Source organism: Rhizobium herbae, from assembly GCF_017873135.1.
Lineage (GTDB): Bacteria > Pseudomonadota > Alphaproteobacteria > Rhizobiales > Rhizobiaceae > Pararhizobium > Pararhizobium herbae.
This window is the reverse complement of record NZ_JAGGJV010000004.1, coordinates 32,996-52,583: the sequence shown is the minus strand read 5'-3', so window position 1 is coordinate 52,583 and position 19,588 is coordinate 32,996. Positions and strand designations below refer to the sequence as shown.

Sequence of the window (19,588 nt, the reverse complement as noted above, 5' to 3'; positions counted from 1 at the left end):
CGCAAATGTTCCTCTAATTAATCCCGAAGCTCTGGGGAAGAGTTACGTAGTGTGGGGAATTGATTGTGACACGCTGTGCTGGTTATTTGCCGCTGCCGCAAAGGAGGAACCATGTCCAAGATTAGCTCAGACGTTCCAATTGAAAATTTCTTGATTCCCACGCTGACGATGGATCCTATCGGCTATAATGAAGGCTCGTTTGGTTCTGTCACATTTGTGGGGAACTCCGGGAGCACAAGGTTCGAGCTTATTATGATCGGAAATTTTTACGACAGCTCACCCATAAGCGGTTATTTGTCGAGCATGACGCTGTTTATTTTCGAAAATGGCAGTGAAACGCCGACTGATACACCTCGGTTTTCGTCCAGCGAACCGATATACATCTCCGATGTGGCTCTGCTGCTAAAATCGGGATCGTTAAGCGAACAGATCCTTATGGGTGGCAGTGATGACCTATATGGGATTAAGGAAGGCTACGCTGGCGACGATACATTTCATCTTCTATTGCCGGATCTTAGTGGATTAATTGGCGGCGACGGCACAGATACCGTGTCCTTTGATGAGCGGACAACATCTTTGGATTTTACCGTGGGCGGCGGCTTTATTTCAATCGAGCGATTTGTCGGGTCAAAATATGACGACGTGATGCGCGGTAGTCTTCGCAGTGACGACCTTTCCGGTTCCGATGGCAATGATTCCCTGTTGGGGGAAATTGGGAATGATAAACTCTATGGCGGCAACGGCAACGACGTGCTGAGCGGCGGCTCCGGGGGCGATATGCTGTCGGGCGGCGCGGGTATCGATACAGCCTCCTATGCAGATGCGGTGAAGAATGTGGTGGTCAGCCTGATTAATCCTTCTGTCAATACCAGAGATGCCGTGGGCGACAGCTATACTTCGATCGAGAACCTGACAGGTAGTTCATTTGCCGATAAGCTCTATGGCAACGCCAGCGCCAATGTCATTGACGGTGGATCCGGCAACGATCTGATTTCCGGTGGCGATGGCAGCGATTACCTTTACGGACATGACGGCAAGGATATTCTCCGCGGCGGCACTGGAAATGAACTGATGTATGGCGGCGGCGAAAATGATACGATCACCGGCGATAGCGGCGCGGACGCCCTTTATGGCGGCGCGGGTGCCGACACTTTCATCTACAAGTTGTTGACAAGCTCGACAGTTTCATCATCGGGACGCGATACAATTTTCGACTTCAGCCGCGGCCAAGGCGACAGGATTGACCTATCGCTTATCGATGCCAAGGCTCACACCTCCGGCAACAACAGCTTCATCTTCAAAGGAACGGCAGCCTATACCGGCCATGAGGGTGAACTGCGTTACGTCAAGAGCGGCAGCGACACCTATATCTACGGCGACGTCAACGGCGACAAGAAATCGGATTTCGCTATTCATCTGGACGACACCATGACGCTCTCGGGGGGCGATTTCATACTCTAGCCACCATCGGAACGGTTAGGGGACGTGGGGCTTTGGCTGCGCAATAACCGAAGGAAACGATGAAGGTTGCTTTACGCCTTCGTCGCACCGCGCAGCGCAATACCAGCCAAAATCAAACTGGCAATAACATTCCACCCCGCAAAGGAAAGCCCCAGCACGCGCAGCGCCGCATCCGTGCAGGACGGGCCGTGCTTGCTGTCGAGATCGCCGAGCAGGTCGCCGACATTGCCTGAAACGCCTGATGCTGTCGTCGCGCAGGTCGCAGGGCCTTCCCAGAAATGCCACTCGACGCCGGCGTGATAGACGCCGAGCCCTGCGCCGACCAGCATCAGGATGCCGATGACGAGCAGCAGTGTGCGGGTTGTCCAGGCGGGCAGCTTGAGGACCGAGGTCGCGATTGCAGCCACGCCGATCGGGATGCCCCAGTAGTAGGGCGTGCGCTGCATCAGGCAGAGCGCGCAGGGGATATAGCCGCCGATATGCTCGAAGGCGAGCGCCCCGCCGACGGTCGCCGCCATGCCGAGCGTGGCGACGAGGGACGGCAGAAGGCCGCGGGTGGGCTGTGTCAGGCTGTCGCTCAAGGAACGCTCCATCGGAATATCAGGCAAAGAGACGATAGGCGACGAACATGGCTATCAGCAGGCCTGCAACGCCGGCCGCCAGCATGCCCAGCCGCTTTTCGATGAAATGGCGAATTTCCTCGCCGTAACGGCGCAGGAGCCAGGCGAGCAGGAAGAACCGGGCGCCGCGGGCAATGATTGCGGAGACGATGAACAGCGGCAGGCCGATGCCCGCAACCCCCGAAAGGATGGTGACGACCTTGATCGGCGGCAGATGTGCCAAGCCGGAGGTCACCAGCAGAAGCACAAGCATCTCGTCGCTGAACCCGGCCCTGAGTTGATCGAAGGCGTCCAGCTTGCCGTAGAATTCCAGGATCGGCTTGGCGAGCGCCTCGAAGGCGTAGTGGCCGATATACCATCCGGCAATACCGCCGAGCACCGAGGCGACGGTCGCCACGAGCGCATAGCGCCAGGCACGTTCCGGCCGCGCCAGAGCCATCGGCAGGAACAGCACGTCGGCGGGAACAAGAAAGACTGAACTCTCGACGAAAGCGATGACGGCGAGCCAGACTTCGGCGGATTTCCGGGCGGCAAGCGACATTGTCCAGTCGTAAAGGCGTCGGAGCATGCGGGCTTCCCAATTGAGGTCCATGCCTTTTAGGCAGGATTGCCGGCCCTGTAAATGATTTGCTGCGGATGCGAACTGCACAGTTTTGTGATTCTCGCCCGGTGATCTTCAAAATCCCGGTTGACCGCCCCGAAACGGTTCGTGTACACGATTTTTGCTACCCCGAAAGGTATCCGTGCCCCGTTGGCGGAATTGGTAGACGCGCCTGACTCAAAATCAGGTTCCGAGAGGAGTGCTGGTTCGATTCCGGCACGGGGCACCATTTTCTCAACAGTATCATTACGTTGCCACCAGCAGGCTTGCAAAGTTCCTGCTTCGGAGAATTCCGCAGGCGCGGCGTAAAACCCGGCAGCGTTCATGCCGGTGTCCTTGTGTGTCGATTGGTGTAAACTACACTCGGTGATCGCGGCGGGAGGTTTTCAAATGTTGATTGCCAGAATAGTGCTGGCCGTTCTGTTTGGCCTGGTATTCTTTGCCCGCATCACATCGGACGCAGGCGCATCGGCCGACGGATATTACAGGACGGAGGCGCCAGACGAGGAAGATGCCGAGGGAGCCGACGGCGATGAGGATATCAGAAGCTGACATCCTGCCGGTTCGCTCAGATCGCGTCGGCCATCGCCGTGACCATCTGCACGCCGCACGCAACTTGCTTAATTGAAATACAACCGTTCAGCGTGCGTAAGACGCCGTTTGGTGGCCGGATGCACCAAACCGGGACAGGTCCAAAGGACGGTTAACCGCCAATCCGCATCGCGATTGCAAAAATTTTCATCGATGACCAGTCTGGAACAAATCAATCCCCAATCGGCACACCCCGTCGCCAACAAGGAGTCGAGCATGTCCCAGTCTGCCAAGTCCTGCGTCATTTTCGATGACGTCGATGCCCTGTCCGGCGCCTTGTTCTCCTGGTGCGCGGAAAGAAGCATCCGGCTGCGCAGCCAGGAAGGCGTCAGCGCTGCCGGTGCCGTGATCGAGCTGTTCTTTGCAGGCTACAGGACGCAGGACGAACTGCTGGGCGCGCTGAACGATCGCAATAGCCGCGAGGTCGTTTTCGCTTCTTAAGGATTGCAGGGTTCCGATAAGGCTGATGTGCCGCATAGGCATGTGTCCATGCGGCCGGATGTGCCTCGACATCACATCCGGTATCATATTTGGCGTTCGGGTGCAGTCCTCCGGAATCTGCCTTTGAAATGTCAGACGACGAAAAAGTCGGCCACCGTCAGGGCTGCCTTGTTGCTGATCGTCGCGAAATGCACACCGCCGCCGGCGGCATTGCCATTGCTGTCGTAATACAGTTCGCCGGTATCGGTTTCGTAGATGATGCGGTCACTGCTGTCGCCGGCCAGCCCGGTGGTGTTTGCCCGGAAGGCGGCCGCTGCGAGCGCGCCGGTTGCCAAAGCGGCAAAGATGTCATGATCCAAGCGTATCGTGTCGGCGGCGACGTTGAAATCCTGGATGCTGTCGACATTGGTCGATGCGTTGAGCGCCGTGTCGAACAGGAAGATATCCTTGCCGCCTTCGCCATGCAGTATGTCGTTGCCGAGACCGCCGGAGAGAAGGTCATTGCCGCCGCCCGCCTTGAAATGGTTTTCAAGTGAATTGCCATAGAGTTTGTCGGCCGCGCTGCCGGTGCGCGCGCCTTCGATGCTGGACAGTGTGTCGGTCTTGCCGAATCCGTCGATCGCCTTTTGAGTCACCAGATTGACAGTTACACTGCCGGTGCCGTCGCGGCGTTCGTCGCGATCATAGCGGACAACGTCGAAACCACCACCGCCGTTGATCGTGTCGCGGCCGCCAAGCCCCATGAATTGCTCATCGGCGCCCGAGCCGGTGAAGCTATCCCTGAATTGCGTTCCGCGGAAATGTTCGAACTCCTTGAAGGTCTCGACATTGCCCCAGGCATCGGTGACCGTTCCCGTGGTCGAGTTCAGACTGATGCCGCGGTAGGCCGAGGGCGTATAATACGCATCGTCGAAGGCGAGCGTGTCGTAGTCGCTACCATTGCCGTCATAGGTGTCCTTGCCTTCGCCGCCCTGGACATAGTCCCCGCCCGCTCCGCCGATGAACGTGTCGTTGCCGGCATAACCGACGAGCGTCTGATCGCCGGCATTGCCTGTGAGGGTATCGTTCCCGCGCATCAGGTACCGTGCCAGGTCATACTGATTGTAGGCGCCAGCGGCATCGAAGAAGGTTTCGAGCGAGATATTCAGTCCCGCCAGCTCCTGCATTTTGGTGGTGCCGTTGTTGAGGTAGACAACGAAGCCGGTCAGCGTCCCGCCGATCGGATTGCCATCCGAATCGAAAGCGAACCCGGTGCCGACCAGTTTCAGTTTCAATCCGTTCGAAAGATCGAATTTGATCGCGGTCGAGGCCTTCGCGGTCTGTGTTGCTTGACCGAGATTAACGATTTCGTCGAAAAACGGGAGATAGTCGAAACCCGCCAAAGGAGGGTTATAGTGATCCGGATATATTGAGCCTGGGAAAAACGATGTAAAAATTGCCATGAAAGAATCCTCCCCTTCAAGACCGGATAATTTTTTGAATTAGAATGTAGTAATATTCCCTCCGAAGAACCGCAATTGAAACGGCCCTACGTCTAGAGTTGAAGTCCCTTCCCCAGAGGTGTTAGGTGCACCGCAGCGAAATTTCTTGCGGCGGGCACATGCTTCCGATCAGCGATACCTATGAAAACCTCCGCCGCGACTTCCGCTGGCAGATTCCGGAAAAGGTCAATATCGGCACGGCCGTCAGCGATGTCTGGGCCAAGCGCGATCCCGAGCGGGTCTGCCTGCAGCATTTCAGCCCGGATGGCACGCATTTGTCGCTGACCTATGGCGCTTTCGCGGCCCGGTCATCTTCCTTCGCGCAAGGGCTTCTGCAACAGGGCGTCCGGCCAGGGGACAGGGTCGCGATCCTTCTGCCCCAGAGCTTCGAGACGGCGATCGCCCATGCCGGCATCTACAAGCTCGGCGCCATCGCGCTGCCGCTGGCCCTTCTGTTCGGCGTCGAGGCGCTGGAGTACCGGCTGCGCGATGCGGGAGCGTCCGCCATCGTCACCAATCGTTTCGGTTACGAGAAAATCGCGGCGATCCGCAGCCAGCTGCCGGAGCTGAAATCCGTTGTGCTGGTGGATGGCAATGCGCCGGACACGATCGCCTTCGCAGCTCTTGCGGACGGCGACACGCCCGCATTCGTGGCCGCCGATACGACGCCGGACGATCCGGCAATGATGATCTACACCTCGGGCACGACCGGTCCGCCGAAGGGCGCGCTGCATGGGCACCGGGTGCTGCTCGGCCATATCCCCGGCTTCCAGTTCCATCATGCCTTCCTGCCGCAGCCGGGCGACCGGATGTGGACGCCGGCCGACTGGGCCTGGGCGGGCGGGCTTTTGAATGCGCTCCTGCCATCGCTGCTGCTCGGCGTTCCCGTGGTGTCCTCGCCCGGCCAGAAGTTCGACCCGCATATGGCGTTCCGCATTCTGGAGGAGATGGACGTGCGCAATGCCTTCATCCCGCCGACGGCGCTGCGGCTGATGAAGTCGGTCGACAATCCGCGCTCGCTGTACAGGCTCAATCTGAGGACGATCGGCTCGGCGGGTGAATCGCTCGGGCGTGAAACCTGGGAACAGGCAAGCGAAGCGTTCGGCGTGCCGGTCAACGAATTCTACGGCCAGACAGAATGCAATATCGTGCTGTCGTCCGCCGCCAATCTCGGCGTGCTGAAACCCGGCTCGATGGGCAAGCCGGCTCCGGGCCACGACGTTTCGATCATCGACGGTGAGGGCGTGGAGCTTCCCATAGGCACTGTCGGCCAGGTCGCCGTGCGCCGCCCCGACCCGGTGATGTTCCTTGGCTACTGGAAGAACGAGGCGGCGACATCGGCAAAGTTCATCGGCGACTGGATGACGACGGGCGACCAGGGCGTCCAGGATGAGGACGGCTACGTCACCTTCTTCGGACGCGACGACGATGTCATCACTTCGTCCGGTTATCGGATCGGTCCGGGCGAGATCGAGGACTGTCTGGCCGGCCATCCGGCCGTGCAGCTTGCCGCCGCCATCGGCAAGCCGGATGCAGTGCGCACCGAGATCGTCAAGGCCTATATCGTGCTGAAACCGGGCTATCAGGCCGGGCCGGCGCTGGAGGTCGATATCCGCAGCTGGGTCAAGACGCGGCTGTCGATGCACGAATATCCGCGCGAAATCGAATTCCTCGACAGCCTGCCGCTGACCACGTCGGGCAAGGTCATCCGCCGCATCCTGCGCGACCGGGCGATCGCGGATGGCTGAGCGCTCGTCGCCGAATTGCTTGCCTACCGCAACGAACGCGGCGCCAGCGAGCGGATCTTTTCACGCAGCAGGCGGGCCATGTTGCGGGTGTTGCGGTAGAGGTGGAGCTGCGCCGCCACCTGGCGCACGTCGCGGTCGCGGTTCTGGGTGAGGCCGATGACCAGCGTGCCCATGTCCTCGCGCTCCTCCCAGAAACGGCTCATCACCGGATGGTCGGGCGTAGCGCAGCTGTCGGAGCGCATGATGTTGGCGTCGTCGAGGTGCCATTCGGTCAGCTCGGCCAGAAGCAGCTTGCCGGGCGAGTATTTGGCATATTGCTCGTCATAGGCCGTCTTCCAGGTATAGGCCTCGCCCGCCATCATCAGGACGATCATCGAGGCGATGGCCGTGCCGTCGAGATCCAGCGTGTGGATGCGCACGCTGTCGGCATCGGCCAGATTGGTGATTGCTTCGCGGGCGAAGGCGGCGCGATAGCGGTCGAGCACCATCGCCGTGCGCTGGCGGCCTTTCCAGCCGCTTGCCTCCAGAGCCAGGAATTCTTCCATGCGAAAGCGGATATCGGCCGGCTGGCGGGCGACGTTGTAGGATACGCGGCCGACCTTCTCCAAGAGGGTCCATTGCCGACGCAACTCGCGCAGATGTGCAGCGCTGATGGCGTGGCGCAGATACGTCTGGCCATCCTGCAGGCTTTCCAGCATCGGCCGGGTAAAGGTGTCGGTCACGGTCAGCGGCAGGTTGCGGCCGATGGCGACGGCGCGGGCAAGCTGGGCGAACTTGCCCTTGAGACGAATGTCGGGAAGCACGAGGACACCCGGCAGGCCGGCCGACGGAGCAGTCAGCGCCTCGTAGAGATTATCGATGGTTTCCGCCGCGTCCTCGGCGTCGAGCAGCGGCACGCCCAGCGGCCCGAACGGGTTGGACCAGGCGCGGATGATCGGTGCACCAATGGAAAAGCCGGGTTTCTCGATCGAAAACGGCATCAGGAAGCGGATGCGGCTGCGGCGCTCGTCATTGTCGCGGATCAGCGCCAGGCGGATGATGCGGTCTTCCAGACGCGGCATGGCCGGCGCGAGGAAGCGGCCGGTGAAGAAGACGTTCGGCTCCATCGCCCGGTTGGAGAGGAAGTCCAGTTCCGTCTGCAACTCATAGCCCTGGCGTGCCGGGTAAAGGCAAAGCTGCCGGCCGGGGCGGCCGATGGCGATGGTGTTGTCTGCGACAGGCCGCTCGGGCACCGGCGGCACGAGGCCGCCGAGGATGCGTGCCGACCGGCTGTTGGCGTCGTCTGGGAAGTGCGGATTGCCGGTCATGGGCGGGGTGCCTCTGCTTTGATGGTTCGGGCATGCGGGTCGGCGAAGGCGAAGAGTACGATGCCGAAGGTGCGGCGCACGGCGACATGAAGAAGGATCGCCTCGACGAACATGGCGCCGGATGTGGCCATTGCCGCACCGGTCAGTCCGAACAAAGGGATCATCGTGACGTTGAGCGCCAGATTGCAGACAAGGGCCAAGGCATAGAGCGCGACGCAAAGCTTCTGCTGGCCTGCCATGGTGAGAAAGGCTTCCGCCGGGCCGACCAGTGCCTTTGCCATGATGCCGGCAAACAGGATGGCCATCAGCGAATAGCCGGAGACGAAGGCGGGACCGAACAGCGACAGGAGGAACGTGCCGCAGGCAAGGACCATCAGGCCGACGACCAGCGACGGCCAGAACGACCATCTGGCGCTTTCGACCGCGATGACGGCAAGCTGCTGACGGTCGGGATTGGCCATGGCGGCGGAAAAGCGCGGGGATGCGGCGGCCTTGACGGAGAACATCACGAAATGGACGAGCGCCATGGTCTTGGCGGCGGCGAAATAGATCGCGACGCTGGCGGGATCGAGATAGAGCCCGACGATCACCACGTCGGAATTGGTCAGCATGAAGCCGAACCCCTCGATCAGGAAGATCGGCAGGGCGACGCGGAACCAGGTGCCGAACTCGATGCGGCTCGGGCCTTTGACATAGCGCCGGCGCAGCCGCCAGGTCAGGATGAAGAACTGGCTGACGCTCGTGAGGTAGGTGGCGGCCATGGCGGCGATCATCGCGGTGCGGGCCGTATGCGGCTCGCCGATCACCACGGCCAACATCATCAGGCCGAGGATCAGCACCGGCCGGATGATATAGGTCGGGCTCATCGCCGAAACGGCCCAGCTATGGGCGCGCGACGTTCCGTCCATGACATCGCCGAGCGCGATCATCGGCAGCGAGAAGATGCCGAGATAGAGCGGTACGAGATAGTAGCCGTCGATACGGTCGCCGAACAGCCAGAGGCCGGCGATGCCCACGATGGCAAGCGCTGTCGCGGAAACGAGTGCGAAGATGCGCACCGTCGTCGTCAGCCCGCGGATTTCCGCCACGGCGTCGCGGGCGTGATACTGCGGCAGGAAGCGGATGATCGCGGTATGGAAGCCGAGGCAGGAGAGGTTGCCGAACAGCACTACCAGCACCCAGACGAAAACGAAGATGCCGTATTCGAACTCGCCCATGACGCGGGCCAGGATGATCTGGGAGACGAAAGCGATGGCCGCGCTGACGACGCGGATGGCGAAGGCGACGAGCGCCATGCGCTGGGCAAGATGCCGGGGGTCGCTGCTGGTCAGAACGGGGATCAGTTTTTCAAGCAGCGGCAACAGCCGGTCCCTCAATGCGGGCGGCAAAATTCGTCCAGCCGTTTGACATGCTGCCATGAACAAGTGGGTACCCGAAACTACGCAAAACAGGATGCCAGTCTTGACAGAACAGCGTTAACAAACGGTGGAGAAAGGGCCGTCAGTCCACGGTTTCGCTATCTGCAACCGGTTAAGCGCGGGCGGTCGGTGCCTGCTGACAACGGCAATCGATATGCTATTGTCGGTTGCATTCGGTGGCAGAAGCAGCGTGCGTGAAACCAGCTCACTCAACCGGCCAGCTAACGCGGCTGGGAAGACGGGCTCCCCGGCCGAGGCAACGGCCTTGCTGTCGAATCTGGAGGTGATCTATGTGGCAAAAACCATTTAGCATCACGCTTATGATGCGAAAAACCCGGACGGGCTGGTCAATAGCTGTCCGGGTTAGCTTCGTAAAATAAGTAAATCGGTCGGCGGGAGTGCAATCTCGCCGACCACTTCAGAAATAAGCCTTCTGCCTTGCAAAATCAAGCGCTGAGCGAGTTAAGCCTCGAACGCACCATGGCAGTGCTTGTATTTCTTGCCCGAGCCGCAGGGGCAGGCTTCGTTGCGGGCGACCTTGCCCCAGCTCGAAGGATCCTGCGGATTGCGGTTTTCCGGCTCGACGAAATTCAGATTGACGGTGTCTGCAAAGTCGTCGACGCCCGTGTCGGGGTCGATGTGGTGGCCGATCATTTCCGGCGGCACCGGTTGCGGCGCTTCGGCGGCTTCGCGGACCAGTTCGACGCGCATCAGTTGTGCCGTCACGGCCTGGCGAAGGTTCCCCAATAGCGCCTGGAACAACTCGAAGGCTTCGGACTTGTATTCCTGCAGCGGATCGCGCTGGGCATAGCCGCGGAAGCCGATGACGGAGCGCAGGTGGTCGAGATTGACGATATGCTCGCGCCAGAGATGGTCGAGCGTCTGCAGCACGACCGAACGCTCGACGTAGAGCATGATATCCGGACCAAAACGTTCGGCGCGGTCTGCTGCTGCCTTGTCGGCTTCGGCAGTGATGCGCTCGCGAATATCGTTCTCGTCGATGCCTTCCTCGGCGGCCCATTCGATGATCGGCAGGTCGAGATTGAGCGAGTTCTGCACGTCGGTCTTGAGGCCGACGGCATCCCACTGTTCGGCATAAGCCTTTTCCGGAATGCGCTTGGTGACGATATCCTCGATGACTTCGTGGCGCATGTCGGCGACAGTTTCGGAGATATCGGTCGCGTCCATCATCTCGATGCGCTGTTCGAAGATCACCTTGCGCTGGTCGTTCAAGACGTCGTCGTATTTCAGAAGGTTCTTGCGGGTGTCGAAGTTGCGGGCTTCGACCTTCTTCTGGGCGCGTTCGAGCGCCTTGTTGATCCAGGGATGGACGATCGCTTCGCCTTCCTTGAGACCGAGCTTCTGCAGCATCGAATCCATGCGGTCCGAGCCGAAGATGCGCATCAGGTCGTCCTGAAGCGACAGGAAGAATTTCGAACGGCCAGGGTCCCCCTGACGTCCGGAACGGCCACGCAGCTGGTTGTCGATGCGGCGGCTTTCGTGGCGTTCGGTGGCCAGAACGTAGAGACCGCCGGCAGAAAGCGCGATGTCCTTCAGGCGCTGGACCTCGACCTTGATCGCGGCTTCCTTTTCGTCGCGCTCGGGGCCGTGCTCCATCTCGCCGAGTTCGCGCTCGATGCGCATTTCAAGGTTGCCGCCGAGCTGGATGTCGGTACCGCGGCCGGCCATGTTGGTCGCGATCGTGACCGCACCCGGGACGCCGGCCTGCGAAACGATATAGGCTTCCTGTTCGTGATAACGGGCGTTGAGAACCTGGAAATTCTTGAAGCCCGCGTCCTTGAGCATCTTTGCCAGAAGCTCGGACTTTTCGATCGAGGTGGTGCCGACCAGCACAGGCTGCTGGCGATCCTGCGATTCCTTGATTTCGGCGATGATCGCCTTGTATTTTTCTTCCGCCGTCCGATAGACCTCGTCGTCCTCGTCGATACGCTTGATCGGCAGGTTGGTCGGCACTTCGACGACTTCGAGGCCGTAGATGTTGCCGAACTCTTCCGCTTCGGTCGAAGCCGTGCCGGTCATGCCGCCGAGCTTCTTGTACATGCGGAAGTAGTTCTGGAAGGTGACCGAGGCCAGAGTCTGGTTTTCCGGCTGGATGGTGACCTTTTCCTTGGCTTCGAGCGCCTGGTGCTGGCCTTCCGAATAGCGGCGGCCCGGCATCATGCGGCCGGTAAATTCGTCGATGATGACGATCTCGTCATTGCGGACGATGTAGTCCTTGTCCTTCTGGAAGAGCCGATGCGCCTTCAGGGCATTGTTGACGTGGTGGACGATGGCGACGTTCTCGACGTCGTAAAGCGTTTCGCCCTTAAGCAGGTTTGCATCCCGCAGCAGGTTTTCAAGCTTCTCGGTACCGACTTCGGAGAAGTTGGCCGAGCGCTGCTTCTCGTCGATTTCGTAATCTTCCGGCGACAGCATCGGAATGAACTTGTCGATCGTGTTGTAAAGTTCGGAGCGATCGTCGAGCGGGCCGGAGATGATCAGCGGCGTGCGCGCTTCGTCGACGAGGATCGAGTCGACTTCGTCGACGATGGCGAAGAAATGGCCACGCTGGACCATCTGGCTGCGCTCGTACTTCATGTTGTCGCGCAGATAGTCGAAGCCGAGTTCGTTGTTGGTCGCGTACGTCACATCGCAGGCATAGGCCGCGCGGCGCTGGTCGTCCGTCAGGCCATGCACGATGACGCCCGTGGTCATGCCGAGGAACGAATAGATCCGGTTCATCGTCGCCGAGTCGCGGGCGGCGAGATAGTCGTTGACGGTGACGACATGCACGCCCTTGCCGGCGAGCGCATTGAGGTAGACCGGCAGCGTTGCCACAAGCGTCTTGCCTTCGCCGGTCTTCATCTCGGCGATCGACTTCTCGTGCAGGATCATGCCGCCGATCAGCTGGACGTCGAAAGGGCGCAGGCCGAGCGTGCGGCGCGCGGCTTCGCGAACGACGGCAAAGGCCGGCACCAGAAGATCGTCAAGCGTCTTGCCGTCGGCGAACTGCTGGCGGAATTCGACGGTCTTGGCGGCCAACGCTTCGTCCGAGAGCGCCTTCGTTTCTGTCTCAAGCGCATTGATGGCATCGACCTTGGCTTTGTAGCCACGCACACGGCGGTCATTTGATGAGCCGAAAATTTTGCGGGCGAGGCCGCCGAGACTGACCATAAGAATGGTCCTTTCTTCTATGTCGCCAAACGCGGGTCAATTCCGCGAAATACTATGAACCGCCCGGAAGTGTTCTGGACGCGAGGTTGCGTGACAGATAAGAGGGGGGTCGAATTATGTCAACGGGAGTTGAGGTTCACGAATAGCAAGGATCGACGATAGGACGCCCGCATCCTATGGGTTTCTGTCATCGTTCCTTGGTATGAGGCTACAGAACGGCCACAATCTGATGATGTGGAACGTTTCAAGCCGGCCGTGACCGCGGTTCCGGATACCAGCGTGGAAGGTATGAGGATGTTGAAATACAAAATGCTTGCGGCAGTTGCCCTGATCGCTGTCATGGCCGCCCAGGGCCCGGCAGCGGCACAGGATGCCGCCGATCCCGTCATCGCCAAAGTCGGCAGTGCGGAAATTCACAAGTCGGAACTCGACTTTGCCATGACGGGTCTTGACCCGCAGCTCGCACAATTGCCTGAGGACCAGAAACGCGCTGCTGCCCTTTCGGGCCTGATCGACGTCAAGCTTCTGGCCAAGGATGCCGACAAGGAAGGTCTTCAGAACGACGAAGACTTCAAGAAGCGCATCGCCTATCTCACCGATCGCGAATTGCACAACGCCTTCTTCAAGAAGCACGTCGTCGACGCCGTGAAGCCGGAAGAAGTCAAGGCGCGCTACGACGCGGAAATCGCCAAGATCGCGCCGCAGGAAGAGGTCAAGGCCCGCCATATTCTGGTCAAGACCGAGGACGAAGCCAAGGCGGTCATCAAGGATCTCGATGCCGGCAAGGACTTTGCGACGCTCGCCAAGGAAAAGTCGACCGATCCGAACAAGGCTGACGGCGGCGATCTCGGATATTTCACCAAGGACCGCATGGTCCCGGAATTCTCCGAGGCTGCCTTCAAGCTGGAAAAGGGCAAGTATACCGAGACACCGGTGAAGACCCAGTTCGGCTACCACGTCATCCTGCTCGAAGACAAGCGCGCCCAGCCGGCACCGCCGCTCGAACAGGTCGAGCCGCAGGTCAAGCAGCTGGTCATGCGCGACAAGTATATCGAGCTTCTGGCCGCTGCCAAGAAGGATGCCGGCGTCGATATCACCGATCCGGCCCTCAAGAAGGCATATGACGACGCCAACAAGGCAGAGGCCGCCAACTAAGCTCTTTTTGCAAGCGCCCCTCATCCGGCCTGCCGGCCACCTTCTCCCCATCACCATGGGGCGAAGGGAGAGGTGAGGGCTCTTAATAGCCGATCTCCGTCATTCCTGTGCTCGTCACAGGAATCCAGCCGCCCAAGGACTTGGGCGAAAAGTCTTTTGACCCGACGTCCGTCGGGTCGCTGGATCCCCGCCACAAGGGCGAGGATGACGGAGGATGGGGCCTTCTGCTTTATCCCAAGTCAGTTCCCGGTGGTTTTTCTTAATCTGAGGTTTGATCATGTCCGGCTCCGTTTCTCCGCTTGCCCCGAAATCCTTTGCCGAGATGCCGCCGGTGCGTGGCGTCCGGATGGCGACTGCCGCCGCCGGCATCAAGTACAAGAACCGCACCGACGTGCTCTTGATGGTCTTCGACGAGCCGGCGGCTGTCGCCGGCGTCTTCACCAAATCCCGCTGCCCCTCGGCACCGGTCGATTTCTGCCGCCAGAATCTGGCAGGCGGCGTGGCGCGTGCTGTCGTCGTGAACTCCGGCAATGCCAATGCCTTCACCGGCAAGAAGGGCAGAGCGGCGACGGAACTGACGGCGCAATCCGCATCCGAAGCTGTCGGTTGCGCCACCGGCGAAGTGTTCCTCGCCTCCACCGGGGTGATCGGCGAGCCGCTGGATGCGACAAAATTTGCCGGCGTTCTGAGCGACATGACCAGCCAGGCGACGGGCGACTTCTGGTTCGAGGCCGCCAAGGCGATCATGACGACCGACACCTATCCGAAGGTTTCGACCCGCAGCGCAGAGATCGGCGGCGTCACGGTGATCATCAACGGCATCGCCAAGGGCGCCGGCATGATCGCGCCGGACATGGCGACGATGCTGTCCTTCGTCGTGACCGATGCGGATATCGCGCCGGCCGCCTTGCAGGTTCTGCTGTCCGAAGGTACCGGCCCGACCTTCAATTCCGTCACGGTCGACAGCGACACCTCGACCTCCGACACGCTGATGCTGTTTGCCACCGGCGCTGCCGGCAAGGATGGCCAGAAGACAGTAACCGATGCCGCTGATCCGGCGCTCGACGGTTTTCGCGCCGCGCTGAACGAGCTCCTTCGTGACCTGGCGCTGCAGGTGGTGCGTGACGGCGAGGGTGCCCGCAAGATGGTTGCCGTCACCGTAGAGGGCGCTGAAAGCGATGAGGCCGCCAAGCGCATCGGGCTGTCGATTGCCAATTCACCGTTGGTCAAGACGGCTGTTGCCGGCGAGGACGCCAATTGGGGGCGCGTCGTCATGGCGGTCGGCAAGTCCGGCGAAATGGCCGATCGCGATCGTCTGGCGATCTGGTTCGGCGATGTCCGCGTCGCCGTCGAGGGCGAGCGTGATCCGGCCTATTCGGAAGCCGCGGCCTCGGCCGTGATGAAGGAAGAGGACATTTCCATCCGGGTCGAGATCGGTCTCGGTTCGGGCAAGGCAACGGTTTACACCTGCGATCTGACCAAGGAATATGTCGAGATCAACGGCGACTACCGGAGCTGATATCAAGTGCAGGATTCGATCTCGAAAGCCGATTTGCCGAATGTGCGCCGCCTTGAAGCCGTCGGCTTTCGGGCCTGGCCGGCGGCATCCGTACACTATGATGGCAGCTGGCTGATCCGCCTGACGGCAGGGCACGATTCCAAGCGGCTCAACTCGGTCAATCCGCTGGACCCTTCGGACTGCCGCGATATCGAAATCCGGCTGGAGAAGGCGGCCAAGCGCTTCGCCGATTACGGCCGGCCGCTCACCGTGCGCCAGACGCCGCTGACGCCGCCGCAATTGATTGCGTATATGAGCGAACACAATTGGCCGGTGTTCTCCGAAACCATCGTCATGATGGCCGATATACCGCCGAACGACACGACGGAATCGATCGAGCATCTGCCGTTGCGCGACGTCGGCCGGTTCGTCGATGCCCGGCTGCGGATCTGCGGCGAAAGCAGCCAGGACAAGGCGGGCCTGAGCGAAATCATCAATGCGATCAAGCCGGAATGCGGGCTGTTTCTCTTCGAATCCCCCGACGACGGTCCGATCGCGGTGTCGCTGGCGGTTCACGACAACGATCTCGCCGGGATTCTTCAGGTTGCCGTCGCTGAAAGCGTGCGGCGGCAGGGCGTGGGAAGTGCCATCGTCAACGCCTCGCTGCGCTGGGCTCGTCTTCGCGGTGCGCGCACAGCCTGGCTCTCGGTCGAAGCCGACAATGAGGCGGCCATTCTTCTCTATCGCAAATTCGGTTTCAGGGACGTCTACCGGTATGCCTACCGGCGTGCGGAGCTTTGACGATGAGCGTGACGGACAGAAAAATCCTGCTGGTCGCCGCCTGCGCGCTGGTCGATAGCGACGGCCGCATTCTTCTCGCCCAACGTCCCGAAGGCAAGTCTCTGGCCGGGCTCTGGGAATTTCCCGGCGGCAAGGTGGAGCCCGGCGAAACGCCGGAGGAAACGCTGATCCGCGAGCTTGACGAGGAACTGGGCGTGCGCACCAAGGTCGCCTGCCTTGCGCCGCTGACCTTTGCCAGCCACACCTACGACGATTTCCATCTGCTGATGCCGCTCTATGTCTGCCGGCGCTACGAGGGCGTTGCCCATGGCCGGGAAGGCCAGGCGGTGAAATGGGTGCGGCCGAAGGCGTTGCGCGACTATCCGATGCCGCCGGCCGACGAGCCGCTTATCCCCTACTTAATGGATTTGCTCTGATCAAATCCTGGAAATTTCGATTTTATTAATCGAACATTTATCACCCTCCGTCAAAATCAGCCTCAGTCAAGTGCCGGTGTCTATTGGTTTCGGGATGTTTCCCGCGGCCGACGCCGGTTGTGTATCGGCGTGGACATGGTTGAAGCGGTGAGGGTGAACCGTCTTCAAGGAAGCGCACGTATTCGAAGAGGCAGACGATGGTTGACGATGATTTTTGGAGAACGGTTCAGGACAAGGATTTGGTGACGAGCCAGAGCCGCCGCACGGGTGCGCTCAATCTGTCGCTGCTGTTCGGTACCGCCGTCATCGCGCTGACCCTCATTCTGACGCCGATGCTGACGTCGAAGACGGACAACAAGGTGCTCGCCGACGCGCCGATCGACTACGACAATATTTCGACCGGCTCGATTCCGAGCAGCAATCCGACCAAGCGCTACACGGTGCGCCGGAGCGTGCTGCAGGAAATGCCGGGCGCCGTCTGCATTATCGATGGTGATGGAAGCAAAAGCGGCTGCTGATTGCCGGCATGAGCCGGAGGTGCCCGTGTTCGTGTTTGCTGTCAGCCGGGGTCGATATCGACCCGACAATTAGGGTACGCATGCTCTCCTTTTCGGGTGACGTTATTCGTAGGGGCATGCGCAGACAGGCTGGGAGCACATGAAGACACTGATTCGTTTCCTGAACGATACAAACGGTGCCACAGCGGTCGAATATGGCCTGCTTGCCGGTCTGATCTCCGTCGCGATGATCATCGGCCTCGAAAGTTTCTCCGATGCACTGCTGGGCGTCTTCAACACGCTCAGCGCCGCGATCAACGATCCCGTTGTCAGCCCCTGATCAACGGGCCTATTCCTTGAGCGGCAATTCCCGCGTGCTCAGCGCATCCGACAGGCGCTGTTTGGCCGAGCCCGGTTTCAGCGGTTTCTGCTGGCTTTCGTGCGGCGCCCAGCCGGAAATATAGATGATCGAAAACGTCGCCCGGATGCGGCCGTCCGGATCGCCAAAACGCTCCGCATAGATTTCCGCTGCCTTCAGAAAGAATTTCCGGCTCAAGGGCTTGCGGCTGCGGGCTGCGAGCGGATTGGTCATCCCCATCGAGCGCAGATCCTTCAATAGGGAAAACAGCGACGCGTAGCGCACCGTGTAGGTCTCGGTGTCGGCGACCGGCAGGGTGAAGCCGGCGCGTTGCAGCAGAGCGCCGATATCGCGGACATCGGCGAAAGGGATGACGCGCGGGCTGGCGCCGCCGGTCATTTCGCTCTCGGCCGCCAAAAGCACCTCGCGCAATTCCTGCAATGTGCCGCTGCCGGGGATGGCGGCAAGGAACAGGCCGTCCGGTTTCAGCGACCGGCGCACCTGGATGAAGACGCCGGGCGTGTCGTTGGTCAGGTGCAGCGACAGCGGCGAGACGATGAGGTTGGTCGATTCTGCCGCCAGCGGCACGGTTTCAAGCGGCGAGACCGAGACGCTTTCGCCTGCGGCTGCGAACGCCGCATCCGTCTCGACCCTGACGATCTCCGTGACCTTGCCGGTGTTTGCGAGATACCGGGCCGTCAGGCCGGTATAACCGTGCAGTTCGACGGCCTTGTCGAAATGGCGTTCGACGACGTCGAGGCGCTCGGCCAGTTCCTGCGCGGCGATCTCCAGCAGGAATTGCGCCTTCGGATCGCCGTTGCGGAATGCCCGCTGGCGGCGGGCTTCGATGAGCGTCTGGTCGAAAACGATATCCACGGGCGTGCTTCCTAAAAATCTGATCGCAATGAAACCCGCCCCGCCGTAAAGTCAACAGCATGCAGGGCGAAGGGGCAGAAAATCCGGGGTGGCGGCTGGCCAAGGGGTTGCGCGGTCTGATGGCGGCGGCGGTCGATGCCGTCTATCCGCCTGTTTGTAGCGGGTGCGGCCGGATGGTCGGGCAGCATCGCGGCGTCTGCCCCGCCTGCTGGTCGACGCTGCGGCTGATCGAGCGGCCTTATTGCGAGGTTCTCGGCGTGCCGTTCTCGCACGATCTCGGCGCCGGCATCCTGTCGGCCGATGCCATCGCCAACCCGCCGGTGTTCGAGCGGCTGCGCTCGGTTGCCATTCATGACGGCATCGCCAAATCGCTCGTGCACGGACTGAAATACCGCGACCGCACAGACCTTGCCGTGATGATGGCCGAATGGATGATCCGCGCCAGCGACGGCAGCGTTGCGGGCTGCGACGCGGTGATCCCGGTTCCGCTGCACGCCTTCCGGCTCTGGGGCCGCAAGTTCAACCAGTCGGCCGAGCTTGCCCGGGCTGTCGCCCGGATTTCGGCCCGGCCTTACCTGCCGAACGCCTTGATCCGCATCAAGCGCACGGCCCAGCAGGTCGGGCTGGGTGCCACGGCGCGTCAGGACAACGTGCGCGGCGCCTTTGCCGTCACCGAGGCCGGGAAGGCGATTGTGTTCGGCAAGCGCATCGTGCTGGTCGACGATGTCTATACGACAGGGGCGACGGTTTCCGCCGCGACACGGGCGCTGAAGAAGGCCGGTGCTGCGGATGTCACCGTTTTGACCTTTGCAAGAGCCATGTCCGGTCTTATATGACACGGTATGTGATGCTGGCCGAGGGCCGGCGAAGGAGCAGGTCAAGACTATGGCTTCGGTCGTCATTTATACCCGTCAATTCTGCGGATACTGTTCCGCGGCGAAGAAACTTCTGGAAACCAAGGGCGTGACGTTCGAGGAGCATGATGCCACCTATGCGCCCGACGTGCGCCAGAAGATGATCGAACGGTCGAACGGCGGCACGACGTTCCCGCAGATCTTCATCAACAACACCCATATCGGCGGTTGCGACGACCTGCATGCGCTCGAACGCGCCGGCAAGCTCGACGATATGCTTGCCGCATAAGG

At 60.7% G+C, this 19,588-nt stretch carries 19 protein-coding genes and 1 tRNA gene; 13 read left to right on the top strand and 7 right to left on the bottom strand.

Annotated elements, in window-relative coordinates; all coding sequences use genetic code 11:
- The first annotated feature begins 111 nt into the window (after positions 1–111).
- On the top strand, positions 112–1,461 hold the full coding sequence (locus J2Z75_RS11795; protein WP_209852401.1) for a calcium-binding protein: 1,350 nt from the start codon (positions 112–114) through the stop codon (positions 1,459–1,461).
- Positions 1,462–1,532: 71 nt separating this feature from the next.
- Here J2Z75_RS11795 and J2Z75_RS11790 read toward each other — a convergent pair whose 3' ends face one another.
- Entirely contained in the window at positions 1,533–2,054 is a 522-nt protein-coding gene (locus tag J2Z75_RS11790) for a disulfide bond formation protein B (protein ID WP_209852398.1), read from the bottom strand.
- Positions 2,055–2,061: 7 nt separating this feature from the next.
- On the bottom strand, positions 2,062–2,649 hold the full coding sequence (locus tag J2Z75_RS11785) for a YqaA family protein (protein WP_209852396.1): 588 nt from the start codon (positions 2,647–2,649) through the stop codon (positions 2,062–2,064).
- 177 nt (positions 2,650–2,826) lie between these two features.
- Between J2Z75_RS11785 and J2Z75_RS11780 the strand changes: the two genes are divergently transcribed.
- From J2Z75_RS11780 to J2Z75_RS11770, 3 genes are all read left to right on the top strand, one after another.
- Positions 2,827–2,911 (top strand) — tRNA-Leu (locus J2Z75_RS11780).
- Positions 2,912–3,072: 161 nt separating this feature from the next.
- A complete protein-coding gene (locus tag J2Z75_RS11775) occupies positions 3,073–3,234 on the top strand; it encodes a hypothetical protein (RefSeq protein ID WP_209852393.1) in 162 nt (53 codons plus the stop codon).
- A gap of 255 nt (positions 3,235–3,489) precedes the next feature.
- The gene (locus J2Z75_RS11770; RefSeq protein ID WP_209852390.1) at positions 3,490–3,714 is read left to right on the top strand and encodes a hypothetical protein; all 225 of its coding nucleotides are present in this window, start codon (positions 3,490–3,492) and stop codon (positions 3,712–3,714) included.
- A gap of 131 nt (positions 3,715–3,845) precedes the next feature.
- Here the strand turns inward: J2Z75_RS11770 and J2Z75_RS11765 are convergent, their stop codons facing one another.
- Complete coding sequence (locus J2Z75_RS11765) at positions 3,846–5,156, bottom strand: calcium-binding protein (RefSeq protein WP_209852387.1); 1,311 nt, start codon at positions 5,154–5,156, stop codon at positions 3,846–3,848.
- A gap of 158 nt (positions 5,157–5,314) precedes the next feature.
- Here J2Z75_RS11765 and J2Z75_RS11760 point away from each other — a divergent pair, with 158 nt between their 5' ends.
- Complete coding sequence (locus J2Z75_RS11760) at positions 5,315–6,943, top strand: AMP-binding protein (protein WP_209852384.1); 1,629 nt, start codon at positions 5,315–5,317, stop codon at positions 6,941–6,943.
- A gap of 23 nt (positions 6,944–6,966) precedes the next feature.
- Here J2Z75_RS11760 and J2Z75_RS11755 read toward each other — a convergent pair whose 3' ends face one another.
- From J2Z75_RS11755 to secA, 3 genes are all read right to left on the bottom strand, one after another.
- Positions 6,967–8,250: a GNAT family N-acetyltransferase gene (locus J2Z75_RS11755; protein ID WP_209852380.1), complete on the bottom strand. Its 1,284-nt coding sequence runs from the start codon at positions 8,248–8,250 to the stop codon at positions 6,967–6,969.
- On the bottom strand, positions 8,247–9,668 hold the full coding sequence (locus J2Z75_RS11750; RefSeq protein ID WP_209852377.1) for a lipopolysaccharide biosynthesis protein: 1,422 nt from the start codon (positions 9,666–9,668) through the stop codon (positions 8,247–8,249). Before J2Z75_RS11750 ends, J2Z75_RS11755 begins: the two co-directional genes overlap by 4 nt.
- A gap of 462 nt (positions 9,669–10,130) precedes the next feature.
- Positions 10,131–12,842: a preprotein translocase subunit SecA gene (gene secA, locus J2Z75_RS11745; RefSeq protein WP_209852374.1), complete on the bottom strand. Its 2,712-nt coding sequence runs from the start codon at positions 12,840–12,842 to the stop codon at positions 10,131–10,133.
- Positions 12,843–13,136: 294 nt separating this feature from the next.
- Between secA and J2Z75_RS11740 the strand changes: the two genes are divergently transcribed.
- The 6 genes from J2Z75_RS11740 (at position 13,137) to J2Z75_RS11715 (ending at position 17,549) form a co-directional block, all read left to right on the top strand.
- The gene (locus J2Z75_RS11740; RefSeq protein WP_209852371.1) at positions 13,137–13,997 is read left to right on the top strand and encodes a peptidylprolyl isomerase; all 861 of its coding nucleotides are present in this window, start codon (positions 13,137–13,139) and stop codon (positions 13,995–13,997) included.
- Between the two features lie 277 nt (positions 13,998–14,274).
- Complete coding sequence (argJ, locus tag J2Z75_RS11735; RefSeq protein WP_209852368.1) at positions 14,275–15,516, top strand: bifunctional glutamate N-acetyltransferase/amino-acid acetyltransferase ArgJ; 1,242 nt, start codon at positions 14,275–14,277, stop codon at positions 15,514–15,516.
- Positions 15,517–15,522: 6 nt separating this feature from the next.
- Entirely contained in the window at positions 15,523–16,296 is a 774-nt protein-coding gene (locus J2Z75_RS11730; protein WP_209852365.1) for a GNAT family N-acetyltransferase, read from the top strand.
- Positions 16,297–16,298: 2 nt separating this feature from the next.
- A complete protein-coding gene (gene mutT / locus J2Z75_RS11725; RefSeq protein WP_209852362.1) occupies positions 16,299–16,712 on the top strand; it encodes an 8-oxo-dGTP diphosphatase MutT in 414 nt (137 codons plus the stop codon).
- 197 nt (positions 16,713–16,909) lie between these two features.
- A complete protein-coding gene (locus J2Z75_RS11720) occupies positions 16,910–17,230 on the top strand; it encodes a hypothetical protein (RefSeq protein ID WP_209852358.1) in 321 nt (106 codons plus the stop codon).
- Positions 17,231–17,369: 139 nt separating this feature from the next.
- A complete protein-coding gene (locus J2Z75_RS11715; RefSeq protein ID WP_209852356.1) occupies positions 17,370–17,549 on the top strand; it encodes a Flp family type IVb pilin in 180 nt (59 codons plus the stop codon).
- A 9-nt stretch (positions 17,550–17,558) separates the two neighbouring features.
- Here J2Z75_RS11715 and J2Z75_RS11710 read toward each other — a convergent pair whose 3' ends face one another.
- Positions 17,559–18,443, bottom strand: coding sequence for a methyltransferase domain-containing protein (locus J2Z75_RS11710; protein ID WP_209852353.1), 885 nt, complete (start codon positions 18,441–18,443; stop codon positions 17,559–17,561).
- 59 nt (positions 18,444–18,502) lie between these two features.
- Between J2Z75_RS11710 and J2Z75_RS11705 the strand changes: the two genes are divergently transcribed.
- Both J2Z75_RS11705 and grxC read left to right on the top strand, forming a co-directional pair.
- Positions 18,503–19,279, top strand: a complete 777-nt coding sequence (locus J2Z75_RS11705; protein WP_209852351.1) for a ComF family protein — start codon at positions 18,503–18,505, stop codon at positions 19,277–19,279.
- Between the two features lie 49 nt (positions 19,280–19,328).
- Positions 19,329–19,586 (top strand): glutaredoxin 3, encoded by a 258-nt coding sequence (gene grxC / locus J2Z75_RS11700; RefSeq protein WP_209852346.1) that lies wholly within the window; start codon positions 19,329–19,331, stop codon positions 19,584–19,586.
- The last annotated feature ends 2 nt before the right edge of the window (positions 19,587–19,588 follow it).